Source organism: Streptomyces hilarionis, from assembly GCF_024539675.1.
Taxonomy (GTDB): domain Bacteria; phylum Actinomycetota; class Actinomycetes; order Streptomycetales; family Streptomycetaceae; genus Streptomyces; species Streptomyces hilarionis.
Window position 1 is genome coordinate 12,174 of the sequence record NZ_JAHHIT010000116.1, and the last position, 18,099, is coordinate 30,272.

At 69.6% G+C, this 18,099-nt stretch carries 19 protein-coding genes; 6 read left to right on the top strand and 13 right to left on the bottom strand.

All coding sequences use genetic code 11. From position 1 onward, the window contains the following. From KMS84_RS26315 to KMS84_RS26335, 5 genes are all read right to left on the bottom strand, one after another. The coding region (locus KMS84_RS26315; protein WP_256918935.1) for a M64 family metallopeptidase at positions 1-1,212 on the bottom strand (1,212 nt) is incomplete at its 3' end. A 9-nt stretch (positions 1,213-1,221) separates the two neighbouring features. Beyond that, on the bottom strand, positions 1,222-1,629 hold the full coding sequence (locus KMS84_RS26320; RefSeq protein ID WP_256918936.1) for a hypothetical protein: 408 nt from the start codon (positions 1,627-1,629) through the stop codon (positions 1,222-1,224). Between the two features lie 187 nt (positions 1,630-1,816). Then, entirely contained in the window at positions 1,817-1,948 is a 132-nt protein-coding gene (locus tag KMS84_RS26325; RefSeq protein ID WP_256918953.1) for a hypothetical protein, read from the bottom strand. A 1,135-nt stretch (positions 1,949-3,083) separates the two neighbouring features. Continuing rightward, entirely contained in the window at positions 3,084-3,662 is a 579-nt protein-coding gene (locus tag KMS84_RS26330; RefSeq protein WP_256918937.1) for a hypothetical protein, read from the bottom strand. Between the two features lie 223 nt (positions 3,663-3,885). Continuing rightward, a complete protein-coding gene (locus KMS84_RS26335) occupies positions 3,886-4,599 on the bottom strand; it encodes a hypothetical protein (RefSeq protein WP_256918938.1) in 714 nt (237 codons plus the stop codon). A gap of 575 nt (positions 4,600-5,174) precedes the next feature. Between KMS84_RS26335 and KMS84_RS26340 the strand changes: the two genes are divergently transcribed. After that, positions 5,175-5,435, top strand: coding sequence for an Imm32 family immunity protein (locus tag KMS84_RS26340; RefSeq protein WP_256918939.1), 261 nt, complete (start codon positions 5,175-5,177; stop codon positions 5,433-5,435). Positions 5,436-6,004: 569 nt separating this feature from the next. Here KMS84_RS26340 and KMS84_RS26345 read toward each other — a convergent pair. The 4 genes from KMS84_RS26345 to KMS84_RS26360 form a co-directional block, all read right to left on the bottom strand. Beyond that, entirely contained in the window at positions 6,005-6,418 is a 414-nt protein-coding gene (locus KMS84_RS26345; RefSeq protein ID WP_256918940.1) for a hypothetical protein, read from the bottom strand. A 247-nt stretch (positions 6,419-6,665) separates the two neighbouring features. Then, positions 6,666-7,775, bottom strand: coding sequence for a serine hydrolase domain-containing protein (locus tag KMS84_RS26350; RefSeq protein ID WP_256918941.1), 1,110 nt, complete (start codon positions 7,773-7,775; stop codon positions 6,666-6,668). Beyond that, positions 7,760-8,281 (bottom strand): pyridoxamine 5'-phosphate oxidase family protein, encoded by a 522-nt coding sequence (locus KMS84_RS26355; protein ID WP_256918942.1) that lies wholly within the window; start codon positions 8,279-8,281, stop codon positions 7,760-7,762. Before KMS84_RS26355 ends, KMS84_RS26350 begins: the two co-directional genes overlap by 16 nt. Positions 8,282-8,564: 283 nt before the next feature. After that, a complete protein-coding gene (locus KMS84_RS26360) occupies positions 8,565-9,017 on the bottom strand; it encodes a hypothetical protein (RefSeq protein WP_256918943.1) in 453 nt (150 codons plus the stop codon). A gap of 585 nt (positions 9,018-9,602) precedes the next feature. On the opposite strand from KMS84_RS26360, the gene KMS84_RS26365 reads away from it, so the two are divergent. Then, positions 9,603-10,721 (top strand): M23 family metallopeptidase, encoded by a 1,119-nt coding sequence (locus KMS84_RS26365; protein WP_256918944.1) that lies wholly within the window; start codon positions 9,603-9,605, stop codon positions 10,719-10,721. Positions 10,722-10,930: 209 nt separating this feature from the next. Here the strand turns inward: KMS84_RS26365 and KMS84_RS26370 are convergent, their stop codons facing one another. Both KMS84_RS26370 and KMS84_RS26375 read right to left on the bottom strand, forming a co-directional pair. Then, complete coding sequence (locus KMS84_RS26370; RefSeq protein ID WP_256918945.1) at positions 10,931-11,341, bottom strand: VOC family protein; 411 nt, start codon at positions 11,339-11,341, stop codon at positions 10,931-10,933. A gap of 274 nt (positions 11,342-11,615) precedes the next feature. After that, the gene (locus KMS84_RS26375; RefSeq protein WP_256918946.1) at positions 11,616-11,987 is read right to left on the bottom strand and encodes a hypothetical protein; all 372 of its coding nucleotides are present in this window, start codon (positions 11,985-11,987) and stop codon (positions 11,616-11,618) included. 465 nt (positions 11,988-12,452) lie between these two features. On the opposite strand from KMS84_RS26375, the gene ettA reads away from it, so the two are divergent. Genes ettA through KMS84_RS26390 form a run of 3 tightly spaced genes read left to right on the top strand, consistent with a single transcriptional unit; the run spans position 12,453 to position 15,223 of the window. Beyond that, a complete protein-coding gene (gene ettA / locus KMS84_RS26380; protein WP_256918947.1) occupies positions 12,453-14,117 on the top strand; it encodes an energy-dependent translational throttle protein EttA in 1,665 nt (554 codons plus the stop codon). A gap of 6 nt (positions 14,118-14,123) precedes the next feature. Then, the gene (locus KMS84_RS26385; protein ID WP_256918948.1) at positions 14,124-14,546 is read left to right on the top strand and encodes an acyl-CoA thioesterase; all 423 of its coding nucleotides are present in this window, start codon (positions 14,124-14,126) and stop codon (positions 14,544-14,546) included. After that, on the top strand, positions 14,543-15,223 hold the full coding sequence (locus KMS84_RS26390) for a DUF8185 domain-containing protein (RefSeq protein WP_256918949.1): 681 nt from the start codon (positions 14,543-14,545) through the stop codon (positions 15,221-15,223). Before KMS84_RS26385 ends, KMS84_RS26390 begins: the two co-directional genes overlap by 4 nt. A 176-nt stretch (positions 15,224-15,399) precedes the next feature. On the opposite strand, the gene KMS84_RS26395 is transcribed toward KMS84_RS26390, so the two are convergent. Next, a complete protein-coding gene (locus tag KMS84_RS26395) occupies positions 15,400-15,813 on the bottom strand; it encodes a globin (protein WP_256918952.1) in 414 nt (137 codons plus the stop codon). Between the two features lie 161 nt (positions 15,814-15,974). Between KMS84_RS26395 and KMS84_RS26400 the strand changes: the two genes are divergently transcribed. Next, on the top strand, positions 15,975-16,985 hold the full coding sequence (locus tag KMS84_RS26400) for a methyltransferase domain-containing protein (RefSeq protein WP_256918950.1): 1,011 nt from the start codon (positions 15,975-15,977) through the stop codon (positions 16,983-16,985). Positions 16,986-17,261: 276 nt separating this feature from the next. Here the strand turns inward: KMS84_RS26400 and KMS84_RS26405 are convergent. Next, positions 17,262-18,099: FHA domain-containing protein (locus KMS84_RS26405; protein ID WP_256918951.1), on the bottom strand; the 838-nt coding region annotated here is incomplete at its 5' end.

Sequence of the window (18,099 nt, forward strand, 5' to 3'; positions counted from 1 at the left end):
GTTGGTGGCGACGAGTCCCCAGCCGCCGGCGTAGATCTGACCTGCGGCGTCGCCGATCCTGGTCCAGGAGGTTCCCGACCCGTCGTACCGGTACACGGCATCCTTCATCGGGGTCAGTGCGTAGACGGTGTCGGTGCCGACGGCGAAGGAGGCGCCTGCGCCCCCGATGTGTTCCCACAGGTTGGGGGTGCCGAGGTAGCGGTACAGGTCTCCGGTGCTGGGGTTGGTGGCGACGAGTCCCCAGCCGCCGGCGTAGATCTGACCTGCGGCGTCGCCGATCCTGGTCCAGGAGGTTCCCGTGCCGTCGTACCGGTACACGGCATCCTTCATCGGTGTCAGAGCGCAGATGTTCTTGGCCCTCTTCGTCCGGGCTCTTATCACCTGAAGGCACACCTGGCAGAACGGGTTGCCCAACTCCCTCATCTTGCAGTCGTGTTCGGGGCGGAAGGCACGGCAGTGGTAGTAGTGCGCGCCTTCGAAGCAACCGACCCTTCCGGCGGGAACCGTGCTCGGCCGACTGTCCACCTTCGCGCAGTTCGGGTTGGACATCGTGGGCAGGGCGGTGGTCGGGGAGACTGCCCAGCCCCACTTCAACGAGGAGCGATCGGTTCTCAGCGTGACGTTCGGCTCGGCCGGTTCACCGAACGGGTGGTAGTCGTGCCCGGTCTCGTTCTCGTCGGTGTAGTAGGCGTACTCGTCGGCCAGTCCGTATGCCGTGTGGCCGATCTCGTGAACGGCGATCTCCGTCGCTCCGTCCGCGAGGGAGTACGTACCGACGGAGCCGCCACTCCCTCCGTAGATCGTGGAGTTGACCACGACGAGCGCGACGGTGAACTCCGGGACCTGCGCGGCCGCCGTCTGGAGCACCGTCGAGTTGTTGCAGACCAGTACCCGTCTCACGTCCTGGGAGCCGAACGTGGAGTCGAAGTACGTGCGGACCTCCGCGCCGGTGCCGCCGGCGGCGACCGGGTCGTCGGCACCCGAGTCGGTGGACGTGACGTTGACCCGCCAGATGTTGATCACCCGCCCGAACTTGTCGAACGGCGGGGTGAGGGTCAGTGCGGTGACGAATTGGGTGCAGGCGGTGTTGAACGCGGTCTGCTGAGTGGCGGTGAAGCCGTCGCCGAGGAGCACGATGGTGAACGCCCTGTTGCGGGGCGCTGTTCCGTGGATCTGGGTGTGTCCCTGAACGGTGCCGTCGGACGTGGTCATCACGGCCTGCTATCGCTCGAGCGGAAAGGTGCCGAGGTCGACGTCCTGCAGCGCCTCGCGTCCCGAAGGCGCGACACGGACCACAGCGACCTCGGCGGCCTCGGCCGGCGCGGGAACGACCACGGTGAACGCGCCGCGCGGATCCACGTCCACCCGGACGATCGGCTCCGTGTGGTCCTGCGGGAACACCTCGACGCTCTCCAGGAAGGCTCCCCGTACGGGGACACGGCCGAGGCGCTGCCCGTGGTCGTCCCGTGTTTCCACGACGTACCTGACGGAACCCGTCTCCCCGCCGGGGGCGAAGTCAGTGACGACTGTGTCGACCGGTTGCTGGGAGACCAGGCGCACCGCGTCGCCCTCGTACTCGAAGATGAGCCGCACGGCGGGGGCGGGAGGCGTCTGCTGCGCATCGATCATGGGGAGGCCTCTTCGGACGGTCTGCTGCGCGACAGGGAGGAGCAGAGCGATCTGAGCCGTAGTGGCCCCGGCGGGGGCCGGAAGAGAACTGCGGGCTCCGGAAGAAACGTTCACTGGTCGGAACTCATGGCCAGTTTAGTCCCGCCCGGATGCGCGCGCTCGTCCTGCCGCGTGGGGGAGGCCCGGCTCAGCCCAGTTCCCGCACCGGTGCCCCCGCCAAGAAGGCCTCGATGTCCTCGACCGCCTCGCCGAAGTACCGCCCGTAGTTCCGCTGCGAAGCCCTTGCGCCCCGGACCTGGGCGAACATAAGATCTGTCATTCTCGTGTTATTTGCGTGCCGAGACGGCTTAGCTCTCCGACTCACTGGGGCAGGTGCATGGTTCTCATCGACCCTGAAGCAGCCGCCTACTGGACGGGCCGCCCGGCAAGCACCCTCCGACGCTGGGCACATGAGGGCCGCATCACGACCCACGGGTCTGGTCGAGGCCAGGTCAGGTACGAGCTCACCGAACTCCCCAAGGCACGCCGCGATGAGTGGACTCGCGAGTTGATCACTCAAGGGGAGACACCTCCCATGCCAGAGACCCCACGAGGGCGAGAGCCTCTGCGGGAAATCTAAAAACGACCCCAGCGTGACGAGGTGTACCGCTACGCTGTACGCGTTGTACGCGCTGTGCGCCTCTGAGTCGTTCCGAACTGGCGGAGCGGCTTTTTTGCTGCCCGTAGACACACCATGCGGGGCCGTGGCGCACCAACTCAGGCCCGAGCACCACGCTCGGGCCTTTTTCATGCCCAGAGCCTCTGGGCTCGTCCATGCCCCCAGGAATCCCTGGCTGGCCAGCACCACGCACAGCGCGAGGTGCGAAAGGAAGCGATCATGAGTTCTTCCATCACCTCTCCGCTGCTCAGCGCAGGCAGTTCGGTCACAGCAGCAGTAAGCGGAGCTCCGTCCTGGCTCGTCTTCACGCTGGCCGCGCTAACGCTGCTGCCCTTGATTGTCCAGGAATGGCGGACCTGGCAGATCGACCGCCACGGAAGAACTAAAGACCGATGGACCGAAGACCGCCATCTCCGTAGCGAGGACGAGCGTCGGGAGCTGTATCGGTGCATACGACAGGAGATAGGCCAGCTCCCGGAAGGATCAAATCGCATTGAGCTCTACCTAACACTTCTCGATAGAGCACAGAGGGAGGCCCCACAAGACGCCGCTCCTCAGCCAGGCGAAGGGGCAGCCAACTCGCCGTGACTGCCGTCGGCTGGGCCGCCTCTCGGCCGTTGGACGGCGCTCAACGACGACCAACGCTAACAACCACTAAGTCGCAGGTCGCAGCGTTGAACGATTACACAGCCCCAGGTCAGAGACCCAGCCCCGCACTTCTTCGGCTACTGATCGCCCGCGGCGGCACTTGACTCGCGCCGCGAGACTCCGCCGGCCGCGATGCCAAGATCTGGGTTCACGAGGCGATGAGGGCCGCGCCCTGGGCTAGGAGCCCGACAGCAATGAGGAACCAACCGAGCACCTGTTCATGTAGGCCGTCGAGGGCATCACGCTTCGCCTGTTCATCGAGCGCCGAGATCTGCGCTACGAGGTCCGAAGCAACTTGTTGATCTCCCTTGATTCGGCCCTGCTCCTCCTGTCTCAGGTCATGTTGCACGTCCTGAGACAACTGGAAGACGCGGTTCAGTCGACGCTCAACCTCTGCCGTAAAGGCTGCTGGCTCCTGCGTTACGTCTGGCAAGGGCCCGAACTGAACGAGGCCACGGACACCCATCGCGGCCTCCACGGACAGAGCTGCGCCGAGGGGGCCCGTGTTGGTTGGGGCGGGTCGTCGAAATGCGCGGCGAACGGCATGGGTGAGAGCAGACCGCCAGCGCTCAAGCATCGCAGCTTCAGTTGCGAGCACGCGCCTGAAGAACGGATCGCCAGGGGCAGCGATACTCCTGAACGTTCGGCGGAAGCCGTCGGCAGCATTGAGTAGCCCTAAAGCCGAAAATCCAACGCTGATCAAGTTGAACGTCGTTTCAACGGACACGGGATCATCATGATGTCGGGTAGCAGTTCAAGTCACGCGGTCAGGGTGCCCGATCGCACCCGGAGGCCAGCCCGGAGTAGGCCCCAGCCCCCTGAGCTTCCCCCTGAGGGCCTTGCCAGCCTCAACCGACGGGCCCCCGATCACACAGGTGCCCCAAGTTGATGGCGCACCCGGCTGAGGAGACCGGGCCCTCTATGCGCAGTCGATCCCGATTCTGTAGCGGTCAGCTGTCCTCGGGGCTGTCCCTAACGCCGTCGGAGTTCGCTTCGGGCGTGGTGCCGGTGACGCGGTCGTGTGCCTTCCGTGCGGCGACCATCACGAGCGCCACCAATCCGCTTAGCTCCAGGAACTTGCCGAGGATGCCGTCCGCGGTCTCGCTGGAAAACGTCACCGTCATCAAGGACGTCATGATGACGGCGCCGACGTACAGAGCAAACTGCTGGCGGCTCACCTCGACCGGGAGGTACTCGATGGCTTCCGAGGCGGTGAAGTCACGGACGGTGCCCTCCAGCTCGGCCACCAGTTCCTCGGGGACGTCGTCCTCGGGCATGGCCCGGTAAGCGTCTTCCAATGCGGCTGCGGCGGTCGTGAGCTGAGCCTGACTGAGGGTACGGAGCCCCTCCACCGTGCTCATCAGCTGGGATAGGCCGGTGGCACCGCCGGTCAGGTTGAGGGTGGCCTGCATCTGCCGCTGGGCTTCAGCGAACGAGAGCAGGGCCCTGGACAGGCCGGTCGTGTCGAGGTTGGCCTGCATTCGGCGCTGGGCTTCAGCGACTGAGAGCAGGGCCCTGGACAGGCCGGTGGTGTCGAGGCCGGCCAGCATCTGTCGCTGGGCTTCAGCGAACGACAGCAGGGCCCTGGACAGGCCGGCCAGGGCCGGAGAGTCGACGCGAAGGAGTTGCAGCGACGTCTCGGGCATCTCGGGTGTGCTCGCCATGGCGGTCACCCTGCCACAGTGCGGTGGGCCGGGATGTGGGGTCTGCAATTCGCGAGCGGTAAGACGGCAGAGTGTGCTCGCTGCCTTTGGGCAGGGCCCGGCAGGAGCACCCTCACTCGTCTCCAGCCACGGCGGCCTGGACGCTCTATTCGTCGTGCTCGCTCAGCATCCGCATGACGGTCGCGGGGGAGTCAGCCCACCTGGCCCGGCTCGAACGGGCTGGCCCCCTCCACAACGGGCCGGTGCTGCGGGTCTACAGCGCCCCGGCCGACGCAGGCAGACTGATCGTAGGACAGCCGTCAGCACTCCCGCACCGGTGTTTCCCGCACCGCAAGGGCAGCGAGGGTGAGTGTGTAACTGCGTGACAACGCCGACGAACATCAACGGACGACCGCGAACGTCAGCGGACGGTCAGCGCAGGTGAAAGGCACACCAGCCCTAGGCACACCCCCGCCCAAGTTGCTTCGGGACGAAGAAGTCATCACCTATGTCTCGCCGTACAGTTCTCGCCCTCGCGGTCGGCCCGGGTACGTGATGATTGGGGTATGGCCCCTGAACCCAGCGCTGCTCCGTCGATGACCACTCACCTGAGTGCGGCGACCGATGGAATCACCAGAGTTTTCACGGGGGAGGAAGGCGCACGCATCGAGGTCCGCAACCTGGGCGGTGAGATCGTTATTGAGGCAAACGCTGCCGGGTTGAAGACCCTGGCCGGCCACCTCCTCACGCTCGCCCAGGACGGCACACCGGACGGTGCTCATCTCCATTTGGAGGAGAACAACGGGCTCGAAGAAGGCTCCGTAGGCCTGGTCTTGGAGCGGTGCGACGACGAATGACTCGTGCCAGACGCGTGCCAGATCGTGCGGGGAACCACGGGGAACAGCGGGGAAGCGATCGGCCGTCTCCCGTCCGTCTGCGTCCCGCCTCCGCAGGTCAGGCCTGGAGCAAGCCCTAGACACCCTGAGCTTCCCAAGCTGATGGCATGCACGTGTCCCCCATGAAACGGTGCGCTGGAGGGGGCATGGTGCCACGCCGGACATCCCCATTGGGAGGGCATTTTTGCTGGTCAGGGCATGTTTCATGCGGCACGACGAAGCCCCGGACATCTCCGCGACCATCATGGGGAGGTTTCGGGGCCGTCCGGCTGTGACCGGGTTTACCTGACCGGCAGAGAACGGCGCTCCACCCATCTGAGGACGGTCACCACGTCTCGTGGGGCGTCCGCGCAGTGGGTCGGGTTGAACGCCCGTTCCCGCAGCGCGGTCCGACGTCCACCGGGGCCAACTGGGTCGGCTGGGCACGCAGCAGAGCGATGGTGACCGTCACAGGGGCGGCCACCGGGTCATGCCTCAACGGCTTGCGGCCGGGGCAGGGGTGACGCCGCTCGCGTGGCTGTCGGTCGTTGTCAGGCAGATGGCGGGAAGGGATGGCAGGGCTCGTTGGAGGCCGGGGGCTCGTTGGTGACCTTGCAGAGGTGGGCCGACGGGCCCCGCACGCCGGCTGACCACTTGACGTTGGGCGTCGTGACGTCATAGGTGCCCGGACCGCAGTGCGTGCGGGACGAGACGTAGGTCCGCGGTTCTTGAGGCTTTCCGATCCATACGCTGACGCCGGCCTGCACGTAGTAACAGGCCGTCGGGTCGGTGACGGTCAGCTTCCCCGAGAGCGAGACCTCGAAGGTGTCGGAGGTGGTCAGGGTGCCCTTGAAGCCGGCACCCGGGATCGCCAGGTTCTCCGGTGTGGACTGCGCCGCCGTGGCGGTGCCGGCCGTGAGCAGCAGTGTGGCACCTGCCGCGGCGGCAACCAGAGTCTTGCGCATGATGGGTGTCCTTTCGGTCGCTCTGGACGATCAATGCGGGCAGCAGCGACCTTAGGAAGCCCGTATATTCCCGCGATATCGATGGATCGCCATCTCGTCCAGCGTCACCGCTGGCGAACGCGCCCCTGCCTCCATCCGACGGCGCGCTCCTTCGCTGCCCGAGACGCCCGTCGAGCAGGGATCCCGGAATCGCCGGCAAGCAGCCCTGGAACCTTTCGCGACGATCAACAAGCTCTGGTGCCGATGTTCAGGCCTGCGCGGCGGTCTCGGCCGCGGTCAGGTCTGCCAGGCGTTGTGCGGTGTCGAAGTGCGGGGTGAGACGGGTTTTGGTCATCGCGAAGGAGGTGCCGGTGGCGGTGTCGGCCCAGACATGGCTGCCGCCGCCACCGAGCCAGCCGAACGTGGTGGGTGTCTCGTCCGGTGGAGTGCCGATGCGGCCGAGCGGATAGCCCAGTGCCAGCCGCACGGGGTTGCCGAAGACTTGATCCCTGCCCTCGAACGCCACCGCCGTCAACACATCAAGCTGACGCGAGTCGATGAGCCGGCCGTCGAGGACCGCGGCGTTCATGGCGGCCATCGCCCGCGCGGTGAAGGCGCCGACCGACGGGATGTCGGCTCGCAGGATGGCGCGGTCATTGCCCAGGGCAGCGCTCGGCTGCATCTCCCAGGGCGCGAGGACGGCATCGCCGTCCGGTGGGGTGACCGGGCCCGGTACGGCGTCCTCGAGCCAAGCCAGCCGGGCCAGGTCGGTCGGGGGCACGCCGAAATACAGCTCGCCGTCGATGCCCAGTGGCACGGCGACCCAGTCGCGCAAGAGCTCCCGCATCGCTTTGCCCGTGGCCCGGCGTGCGATCTCGCCGACCAGGAAGCCGTACGTGTACGAGTGGTAGCCCGTCTCGGTACCGGGCCGCCACCGCGGTGCGGCGTCGGCGATGGCCGCGCAGACCCGCGCCCAGTCGGGCAGGTCGGCAGGGCCGATGCCCCCCGGCATCGCCGGCACGCCGACCGAGTGCGTCAGCACGTGCCGAACCGTCGCGGTCGCCTTGCCGTGGGCTCCGAACTCCGGCCATACGTCGACCACGGGTGTGTCGTATCCGACCGCACCGGTCTTCACGAGCAGGTGGGCGATGAGTGACGTCATGACCTTGCCGGCGGAGAAGCTGAAGAACGGCGTCTCCGGGGTCGCTTCGCGCCCGGTCCGGCCGTCGGCGACACCGGCGACCGCGTCGGCGACGAGGACGCCCTGGTGGCGCACGGCAACCTGGAGACCGGTCTCGGCTCCGGTGCCGACGAGTTCGTCGAGGACGCTCTGGACCTTGTGCTGCAACGAGGGCATCGTCGTCACCGGCTCGGCCACGTGTAGCGAGTCTGGCTGGACGTCGGCAGCTTGCCGAAGGCGAAGCCGACGGTCGGCGCGACCCGGTACAGCCTGACGTCGCCCGCGACGACGGCCTCGCCCAACCCGTACCAGGTGCCCTCTGGGCTGGTCAGATGGGCACCGTACTTGCGCTCGAAGTCCCCGACGGCCTGCTCCCGCTCGGGCCGCCCGTCCACCACGGATGCGACACCCTCGATGACGACGTCCACACCGGTCAGGGCACTCGTGCCGGTCGTCAGCGCACAGTGAGGATCGCGGTCGAGGTTGCGCGCCTTGCGCTCCTGACCACCGGTGGTGAAGCACATGCCGTCCAGGCTCCAGGCCGCCAGCAGGGGCGTCACGTGCGGTCGCCCGTCGGGCCGGACCGTGGAGAGCCAGAACACCTCCGCCTCACCGAGGACCACCAGGACCGACGTCCACGGCGTGGCCCGCGCGCCTGGGGCCGAGAACGGCCCCAGCTCGGCCACCGGTTCGCTGTCCACCATGTCACCTCTCCCGTGAGGCATGTCCGGCCGACCGGCCGGTGCAGCGGTGCCTGCACGACGGCACATCGACCCGGCGTGCCTTTCGGCGGGCGGTTACGTGCCGTCCGTCCTCTAAGACACGCACCCCGCGAGAAACTCATCGGTCGACGCGCCGTACCGGCGAGCTGTCGCGGCGGCGCACGGGCCGTGCCCGTCCGTCGGGCTCCCACGGCCGGTAGGGGCTGCGGGCACGAAAGGGGCCCCGCCGACGCCGGTCGACGAGGCCCGAGGCGGCACGCGCGGCTCAGCAGGCGTCGTACTTCCAGGCGCCGCCCTCGACTGTCCACGGCTGCCCCTGCTGGTCGAACTTGGGCAGGCCCTTCACCTTGTAAGAGACGCGGCCCATGTGCCCCGAGACGGTGGCGTGCACGTCGGTCGCCGGATGGTCGGGCCCGTAGTCCTTCGCGGCCTGCCCGACGGTGGCCGCGTACGCGGCCGGGTCCGCCTTGGCGCGACAGCGCTTCGACAGGAAGGCGTACGCCCCGTCCCCGACCCCCGCGAAGTAGAGGTTCACGTACGTGTCCGCGACGCGCTCCAGGTCGACGGCGTCGGGCGCCGCCGGAGCGGTGGCCGGAGTCCCGGCGGCCGTGGTGGGGCTGCTGTGCGGAGTGTCGGCCTTGTCGTCGCTGGACGAGGAGCAGGCGGCCAGGGCGGCGAGCAGGGCGGTGGTGAGCGTGATGGTGGCGCGGATGCGCATGTGTCCCCCCGTGAACGGTGTGCTGGGGGCATGGTGCCACGCCGGACTTTCCCCGCCGCGGGGATGAGGGTGGTGTGGGTGTCGCGCCTAGGGTCGGCGTCGGATGTACCAACCGGCGACCAGCACGATGAGGATGGCTACGACGAAAGCCCACACCGTCGTAGCTCCGTGGTACGAGCGGTAGTTGGTCAGAGCAAGCATGTTCGGGCGGATACCCCGCACCGGCCGCTTCAGCCGACCGGCGTCGCACCGCGAGCCGTGGTGAGGCGGATACCAGGTGGTCAGTGCGGCTGGACGGGTGCAGTTCGGCACGCGACTCCGGCGCCCTGCGCCCGGAGAGGGCCGTCGCTGGATTACATGGGCGTGCGTCTCGGCGCGGGGCGTGCCGGCGTCCTCCTCGGCCCCGGATCCGACGAACGAAAGAGCGCAATGGCAGAGCGCGACCCTCGCAACCGCACTGGCCGCCGCCCGCTACTTCGCGGGCTCGCCGCTGCCGTGCTCGCGGCCGGCATGCTGGTGGCCTCGGCGGGAGCAGGACACGGAACCGGCGCGGCCACCGCGGCGCCCGGTGCACAGTTCACGCCGTTGACGGCGGCAGTGCTGACCAAGCCGACGCCGTTCGTCGCCACGGACGGCAAGACGCACCTCTCGTACGAACTGCTCACCACGAGTTCGCTGCCCACCAGCACGTCGCTGCGGCTCGACCGTGTCGAGGTCCGGGACGCCCGCACGCACCGGGTCGTCGGCTCGCTGAGCGGGCGGGCGCTGGCCAGGGCCGCCAACCCGGTGGGCGACCCGCTGCCGGGCGCCGACGGGTACACCCCGGCGCCTCCGGCGCCGACGCCGACCGTCATCCGGGGCTCCCAGCAGTGGATCATCTGGCTCGACCTGGTCCTCGACCGCGGCCGGCCGGCGCCCAAGGTCCTCGAACACCGTCTCTCGGGCGCCATCCTGACGCCCTCCGGCCCGTCCGCCTTCGAGGAGACGGTGCAGCCGACCCGGACCGCCGGCAGGCCGCCGCTGGACCTGGACCCGCCGGTCCGTCCCGGCACCTGGTACGCCAGCGAGTCGTGCTGCGGCAACACCCACCACCGGCGCGGCCTCGCGCCGATCAACGGCCGCTTCTACGTGCCGCAGCGCTTCGCCATCGACTGGTACCGGGTCGGCGACCACGGGCAGACCTGGGAAGGCGACCCCGCACGGCTTTCCAGCTACCTGAGCTACCGGCAGCCGATCGTGGCCTCGGCCGGCGGCACGGTGGTGGAGGTCCAGGACGGGATCCCGGACAACACACCGCCCCTGACGCCGCCCATCCCGCCGATCGAGGACACCGTCGGCAACCACGTCACGGTGGAGGTCGCGCCGGGCCGTTACCTGCTCTACGCCCACATGAAGCCCGGCTCGCTCAAGGTCAGGGAGGGGGACCGGGTCGAGACCGGCCAGCTCCTCGGGCTGATCGGCAACAGCGGCAACTCGACCACGCCGCACCTGCACTACCAGGTGATGACCACGGCGCACTTCTTCCCGACCGACAGTCCGCCGTTCACCTTCCGGCACTTCCGCGTCGTCGGGCAGGTCGAGCCCCGGATCTGGGACGACAACCTGGGATTGCAGCCGACCGGTGTCCTGCCGATCACGCCCTCGCCGTACGACGGCCCTCATCGCGCGCAGTATCCGCTCGACCGCGAGGTGCTGGAGTTCTGAGCCGACGCCACGGACCGGAAGCCTCCTGGCATCCACACCCGACGTGAAATCGACGTCGACCGCGGTCATGGACGACGCCGGACGGGGGCGCACCAGCGCCCGTGTCCGGCGTCGCACCGGTTGACGGCCCAGGCCGCACCGCTCCCGGATCCATGGTCTCGGTGTGGCGGCCTGTGCGACGGCCTGTGCGGCGGCCGGTGAGGGGCCGATCAGCCCTGCTCGGGCCAGACCGGGCCCTGGTCGGTCCAGGTCACGCCCTTGTTGCGGCACAGGCAGAAGGGGTGGCCGAACGGGTCGGTGTAGACCCGCCAGCCGTAGCCCTCGGGGCCGATGAAGTCCTGCCTCAGTGTCGCGCCGAGGTCGAGGACGCGGCGCTGCTCGGACTCGATGTCGTCCACTTCGAAGTCGAGGTGGAACTGCTTGGGGTGCTCGCTGTCGGGCCACTGCGGAGCGCGGTAGCCGTCCACCCGGATGAACGCCAGCTCGATCTCGCCGAACCGGATGCCGGCCCAGTCCTCGGAGCTGCCTTCCTTGATCGGACGGCCCGTCACCTCGGAGTAGAAGGCCGCCAGCTTCATCGTGTCCGGGCAGTCGATGATGAAATCGGTGAGTCGCAGCATCCCGCGATCTTGGCACAGGCCGACAGCCGAGTTCGAGAGGGTTTACGCCCGGCGCCGGACGGGCGGACCGCGCTCTTCGGCCCGCCGCAATCCAGTGCAGTGGTTCATGGAGCTGTCGTGCCGCGTCCGACCCTGACCCTGAGGATCAACCCGCAGTCTTGATGATCAATCCAGCGCCGTGTTGATCAACCCTGAGCCGTGCCGGACCGCTCGTTCCCCGGTGTGTGGGGCGACGGCAGACGTGATGAGGGCCGGAGGGTGATGGTGGACGTGGTCAGGAAGGGCGGGCCGGCTGTTCGGCGGTCCTGCCGAACGCTGCGCAGACCAGGCCGGCGTCTCCGCTGTACACCCGCATGCGCCGCACGGTCCCGTCGGCGAGCGTGAGATCGAATCCGGCGGTGCCCAGGGAGGCGGGCTTGGCCGTGGGGGCGATGGCGGTGGTGGCCAGGGGGATCGTCAGCGCGTCCTTGCCGACCTTGGCTTCCCATACGGCGTCAGCGGAGTTCGACAGGCGCAACTCGCCCCACTGGGCCTTGACCTTGCTGTCCGGCAGGACGAACAGCGCACGCAGCCGGAGTTCGACGCCCTGGTGGAAGTCGGCCACGTCCTTCGCCGAGCTGAGCGGGGTCTTACGGGCAGCGGCCACCCAGCGGAGGAGCGGAGCCGTACTGCCGAAGGATGATCTGAAGGGGATGGTCACCGCGGGCATGCTCGCACACTCCGCACTCCTGGCCTGCCGCGGTGTACCGGCACGCGCTCGTACGGACAGGAGGTGGGGGGTGCGGCGGGGCACGCGCGCGCTCGCTCGACCGTGCAGTGCGGCCACGGTGATCAACCTTGGGCCGTCCCTCGGCCGTCCTTGGGCCGTCCCTCGGCCGTCCTTGGGCCGTCCCTCGGCCGTCCTTGGGCCGTCCCTGGGCCGGGGCAGGGTGCGCGGGGTCACTCGGCGGCGACCGGCGGGGACCGGCGGGGACAGGACCGACGCAGACGCCTACGGCGAAGCCCCAGGTCAGCCGTTCCCCGTCGATCGAGTTACCACCCGGGGGTGGCGGTCAGGCAAGATGGGGTGTATCTGCCCACTGCCTGATTTCAAGCTGCCGGACGGTTTCTCTTGGCTGAGTACATCTACACCATGCGCAAGACGCGCAAGGCACACGGCGACAAGGTCATCCTTGACGACGTAACGCTGAGCTTCCTGCCCGGCGCGAAGATCGGTGTGGTCGGGCCGAACGGTGCCGGTAAGTCCACCGTTCTGAAGATCATGGCAGGGCTCGAGCAGCCCTCCAACGGTGACGCGTTCCTGTCGCCCGGCTACAGCGTCGGCATGCTGCTTCAGGAGCCGCCGCTCGACGAGTCCAAGACCGTTCTGGAGAACGTGCAGGACGGCGCGGCCGAGATCATGGGCAAGCTCAAGCGCTTCAACGAGGTCGCCGAGCTGATGGCGACCGACTACTCCGACGCGCTGCTCGACGAGATGGGCAAGCTCCAGGAGGACCTCGACCACGCCAACGCGTGGGACCTGGACACCCAGCTGGAGCAGGCCATGGACGCCCTGGGCTGCCCGCCCGGCGACTGGCCCGTCACCAACCTCTCCGGCGGTGAGCGCCGTCGCGTCGCGCTGTGCAAGCTGCTGCTGGAGGCCCCCGACCTGCTGCTCCTCGACGAGCCCACCAACCACCTGGACGCCGAGTCCGTGCAGTGGCTGGAGCAGCACCTCGCCAAGTACCCCGGCACCGTCGTCGCCGTCACCCACGACCGGTACTTCCTCGACAACGTCGCCGAGTGGATCCTGGAGCTCGACCGCGGTCGCGCCCACCCCTACGAGGGCAACTACTCCACCTACCTCGACACCAAGGCGACGCGTCTGAAGGTCGAGGGGCAGAAGGACGCCAAGCGCGCCAAGCGGCTCAAGGAAGAGCTGGAGTGGGTGCGGTCCAACGCCAAGGGGCGCCAGGCCAAGTCCAAGGCCCGTCTCGCCCGGTACGAGGAGATGGCGGCCGAGGCCGACAAGATGCGCAAGCTGGACTTCGAGGAGATCCAGATCCCGCCGGGCCCGCGGCTGGGCTCCATCGTCGTCGAGGTCAACAACCTCTCCAAGGCGTTCGGCGAGAAGGTCCTCATCGACGACCTCTCCTTCACGCTGCCGCGCAACGGCATCGTGGGGGTCATCGGCCCGAACGGCGCCGGCAAGACCACGCTGTTCAAGATGATCCAGGGTCTCGAGGAGCCCGACTCCGGATCGATCAAGGTCGGCGAGACCGTCAAGATCTCGTACGTCGACCAGAGCCGCGCGAACATCGACCCCAAGAAGACGCTGTGGGCCGTCGTCTCCGACGAGCTGGACTACATCAACGTCGGACAGGTCGAGATGCCGTCCCGCGCGTACGTCTCGGCCTTCGGCTTCAAGGGCCCGGACCAGCAGAAGCCGGCCGGCGTGCTCTCCGGCGGCGAGCGCAACCGGCTCAACCTGGCGCTCACCCTCAAGCAGGGCGGCAACCTGCTCCTCCTCGACGAGCCGACGAACGACCTCGACGTCGAGACCCTGTCCTCCCTGGAGAACGCGCTGCTCGAGTTCCCGGGTGCGGCCGTGGTCGTCTCCCACGACCGGTGGTTCCTCGACCGGGTCGCCACGCACATCCTCGCCTACGAGGGTGACTCCAAGTGGTTCTGGTTCGAGGGCAACTTCGAGTCGTACGAGAAGAACAAGATCGAGCGGCTGGGCCCGGACGCCGCGCGTCCGCACCGCGCCACCTACAAGAAGCTGACCCGGGGCTGATCGGTCTTGCGCCACCTCTACCGCTGCCCGCTGCGCTGGTCCGACATGGACGCCTACGGTCATGTCAACAACGCGGTCTTCGTCCGCTACCTGGAGGAAGCCCGTATCGACTTCCTGTTCCGTCCGGAGAAGGACTTCCAGCAGGGGTCCGTGGTGGCGCGCCACGAGATCGACTACAAGCGGCAGCTCGTCCACCGGCACACGCCGGTGGACATCGAGCTGTGGATCACCCAGATCAGGGCCGCCTCCTTCACCATCGCCTCCGAGGTGAAGGACGGCGACCACGTCTACGTGCGCGCCTCGACGGTGGTCGTGCCGTTCGACTTCGCGGCCGAGCGCCCGCGTCGTCTCACCGCCGAGGAGCGCGAGTTCCTGTCGGAGTACCGGGACGACGACCAGAAGGCCGACAAGGAGGCCGTCGCCGCATGACGGTGCTCCACCTCGCCGACGAGAGGGAGGCGGCGGACCTCGCGGCCTTCCTCTCCCGGCTGCTCCACTACGACCGCGGCGCGGCCGTGCGGGTGCAGGCGGCCGGGACCGCGCTCGCCGTCTTCGGCCGGCCGCCCTCCTTCGAGGTGCTCGCCGTCCGGGCGGTGCGGCTGGCCAAGCCGTACGAGAACGGTCTGGACGTCACCCTGGACGTGACCGTGTCGGCCGGGGAGTTGCTGGAGTCCGTCGACGAGAGCGCCGCCACCGCGGCCGTCCCGGCCGCCGTCACCGGGCCGCCGTGGGCCGGTGTGCTGCCGCCGCGCGGCGGCTGGCGGCCCGGGCCCGCGCTGCCCTCGCCGGACGCGCTGCGCGCGACGGTCGGCGCCGCTGTCGCCGAATTCCGTTCCCGTACCGAGGAATTGGCCGCCGACGTGCGCACGCGCGCCGAACTCGACCGGATCGGGCGGGAGATCTGGTCCCGGACGGTCGGCGACACCGGCCTTCCCGTGCGGGCCGTGCACGCGGCCCAGTCGCTGGGCTTCCTGCGGCCCTCGACCCGTTCCGGTGATCTCGCGCTGCTCTCGTCCGGCACGTGGCTGCGGCTGCGCACACCGTACGGGGCGATCGCCGTACGGCGGTCGGGCGGGCTGGGAACGCTCGACGTGAGCGTCCACTGACGTCATCGACGTCCACGTGAATCACCGACGGCCGGCGATGTCCACCTGAATCACCGACGGCCGGCCACATCGTCAACGTCATCAATGTCGTCAACTTCTGACGACGTCATCAACGTCTGCCGACGTCGTCACCATCCGCCGATGTGATCAACGTCCGCCGCCGTCGTCGGCGGGGGTCACTCCGGGGTGTTCACCATCGACGCGGCCGCGTACGTCAGGTAGTTCCACAGCGTGTGCTCGTGCTCCTCGGACAGGCCGAGCTCGTCGACCGCCTCGCGCATGTGCTTCAGCCAGGCGTCGTGCGCGGCCCGGTCCACGACGAAGGGCGCGTGCCGCATCCGCAGCCGCGGGTGGCCGCGGTGCTCGCTGTACGTCGTCGGACCGCCCCAGTACTGCATGAGGAACAGCGCGAACCGCTCCTCGGCCGGACCCAGGTCCTCCTCCGGGTACAGGGGCCGCAGGACCGGGTCCCCGGCGACTCCCTGGTAGAAGCGGTGGACCAGCCGGCGGAAGGTCTCCTCCCCGCCGACCTGCTCGTAGAAGGTCTGCTCCTGAAGCGTGCCGCGCCGAATCTCTTTCACGCCTCCCATGGTCTCAGACACGAAGACCGAGGACGCAAGGCTTGAGGGCCTGGAGGAATCGGGGAGAGGGCGGGCTGCCGTCGTCACCGCGCGGCCCCCTCACCGGCCGCCGGCACGCGCGCGAGCCGGCCACGTTCGCCTCGGAGCGCGTCGCCCCGCACAGTGGAGGCATGGGTGAGCACGGACTCGGCGGGAGACTCGCGGAGCTCGCCGCCGCGCGGCGGGCCGCGCTGGTACGCGAGATCGACGCCAGTGGCGCTCTCGCCGCCGACCCGCGGTGGCGGGAGGCCTTCGCGACGGTTCCGCGCCACCTGTTCGTTCCCTACTACTACGTCAGCGGCGCCGGCGGCTACGAGCGGCGCTGGTGCGAGAGTTCCGACCGGCGGGCCAGGGAACGCTGGCTGCGCGGCGCCTACGAGGACGTCCCGCTGGCCACCCGGCTGCGGGACGGCGTGCTGCTCTCGTCCAGCAGTCAGCCCTCCCTGATGGCGCTGATGCTGGCCGAGCTGCGGGTCGAGGACGGCGCCCGGGTCCTGGAGATCGGCGCGGGCACCGGCTACAACGCGGCGCTGCTGTCGTACCGGCTCGGCGACGCGCACGTCACCACCGTCGACCTGGAGCCGGAGATCACCGAGTCCGCGCGCCGGCATCTGGCGGACGCCGGGTACCGGCCGGCCGTCGTCACCGGCGACGGGGCGCGCGGGGTCCCCGAGCGCGCCCCCTTCGACCGGATCGTCGCGACCTGCACGCTGGCGTCGGTCCCGCCGGCCTGGCTCGCCCAGTGCGTGCCCGGCGCACTCGTGCTGGCGCCGCTGGCCACCGGGCTGATCGTGCTGACCGTGCGGGACGCCGGACATGCCGAGGGGCGCTTCCTGCACACCCCCGCCTTCTTCGTGCCGTTGCGCGGGACGGACCGGCACGAGCAGGAACCGGCGGCGCTCGCCGGCGTCCCGCACCGGGCCAGGGAGAGCGACCTGTTCCGTTTCCTGCTGGCCCTGACCCGGGGCGCCCTCGACCCGCAGGAGGCGTACGCCCTGTGGGAGCGCGAGGGGATGCCGGGGCGCGAGCGCTACGGCGTCACGGTCGGCCCCGGGCACGCCTGGGCCTGGCTCGACTCACCGGAGGGCCCGTACGCGTGGCCCCTGCCGGGGCCGCCGGACACCGCCGCAGCGAGGCCGTAGACCCGCCGGGCGAGGCCTCCACGAAAGCCGGGGGCACGGGGTGTGACACGCCGGGCACGGCCGGGGGCACGAGGGACGGCATGCAGGGCACAGGCACGCGCCAGGGCACGCGGAGCACAGGGCACGGGGTGCGGCGCATCCGCACCCGGCCCCTACCGCGCCCGGCCCACCGGCGGCGGGAGGACGCCGTCGCTTCGAGGTCGGCGCTATCCGACGGGCGCCGCTCCCCGGGTCGGCCCCGGGGAGGCTTCTGCCCAGCCGCGTCGGACGGTGCGCTCAGCCGCGTCGGACGGTGATCGTCGTCCAGGCGCCCACGTGCACCTGGTCGCCGTCCTGGAGGGGCACCGGGACGAACGGCTGGATCGGCTCCTCCGAGCCGTTGACCGTGGTGCCGTTCGTCGAGTTCTGGTCGACGACGGCCCAGCTGCCGTCCGGCTGCTGGACGAGCACCGCGTGCTGGTGCGAGACGCCCGGGTCCTCCGGCGGCACCGACAGGTCTATGTCGGGGGTCTCGCCGGTGGAGTGGCGACGGCGTCCGATGGTGATCTGGTTGCCGGTGAGCGTGCGCTGCTGCTCGGGCGAGTACGCGGGCAGGTTCAGCCCGGCGGCCTCGGGGCCGGAGCGGTGCATCATCGCCATGAAGTACGCGCGGTCCGGGCCGATCGTGGCCGTCCAGGTCGTCGGCTGCTGCTGGTACGACGGGCCGGGCGGAGGCGGGGCCTGGGCGCCGCCGGGCTGCGGGTAGCCGTAGCCACCGCCGCCCTGGGGCGGGCCGGGGTTGCGGGGGTCGCCCTGGCCGGGGCCGGTGTGCGACGGCGGGGAGAGCACCCAGTCGTCGTCACCGCCGCCGAAGGGGCCACCGCCGGGCTGGGGACGGCCGGTCTCCTGCGGGAAGCCGGACGGAGCCGACGGACCGGGCTGGCCGGGCGGCTGGAACGCCTGCGGGACGCCCTGACCGCCGGGACCGCCGCTCTGTCCGAAGCCGCCCTGACCGCCGCCGGGACCGCCGGGAGGGTTCTGTCCGCCGCGGCCGCCCTGCCCGCCCTGTCCGGCGGGCCCGCCCGGACCGCCCTGGCCCGGAAAGCCGGGGCCGCCGGCGGGGGTGGGACCGGTG

Coding starts and splice junctions, on each gene's coding strand:
- KMS84_RS26320 (WP_256918936.1), bottom strand. CDS start 1,629: ATGATCGATGCGCAGCAGACGCCTCCCGCCCCCGCCGTGCGGCTCATC.
- KMS84_RS26325 (WP_256918953.1), bottom strand. CDS start 1,948: ATGACAGATCTTATGTTCGCCCAGGTCCGGGGCGCAAGGGCTTCGCAG.
- KMS84_RS26335 (WP_256918938.1), bottom strand. CDS start 4,599: ATGGCGAGCACACCCGAGATGCCCGAGACGTCGCTGCAACTCCTTCGC.
- KMS84_RS26340 (WP_256918939.1), top strand. CDS start 5,175: ATGACCACTCACCTGAGTGCGGCGACCGATGGAATCACCAGAGTTTTC.
- KMS84_RS26345 (WP_256918940.1), bottom strand. CDS start 6,418: ATGCGCAAGACTCTGGTTGCCGCCGCGGCAGGTGCCACACTGCTGCTC.
- KMS84_RS26355 (WP_256918942.1), bottom strand. CDS start 8,281: ATGGTGGACAGCGAACCGGTGGCCGAGCTGGGGCCGTTCTCGGCCCCA.
- KMS84_RS26360 (WP_256918943.1), bottom strand. CDS start 9,017: ATGCGCATCCGCGCCACCATCACGCTCACCACCGCCCTGCTCGCCGCC.
- KMS84_RS26370 (WP_256918945.1), bottom strand. CDS start 11,341: ATGCTGCGACTCACCGATTTCATCATCGACTGCCCGGACACGATGAAG.
- KMS84_RS26390 (WP_256918949.1), top strand. CDS start 14,543: ATGACGGTGCTCCACCTCGCCGACGAGAGGGAGGCGGCGGACCTCGCG.
- KMS84_RS26395 (WP_256918952.1), bottom strand. CDS start 15,813: ATGGGAGGCGTGAAAGAGATTCGGCGCGGCACGCTTCAGGAGCAGACC.
- KMS84_RS26400 (WP_256918950.1), top strand. CDS start 15,975: ATGGGTGAGCACGGACTCGGCGGGAGACTCGCGGAGCTCGCCGCCGCG.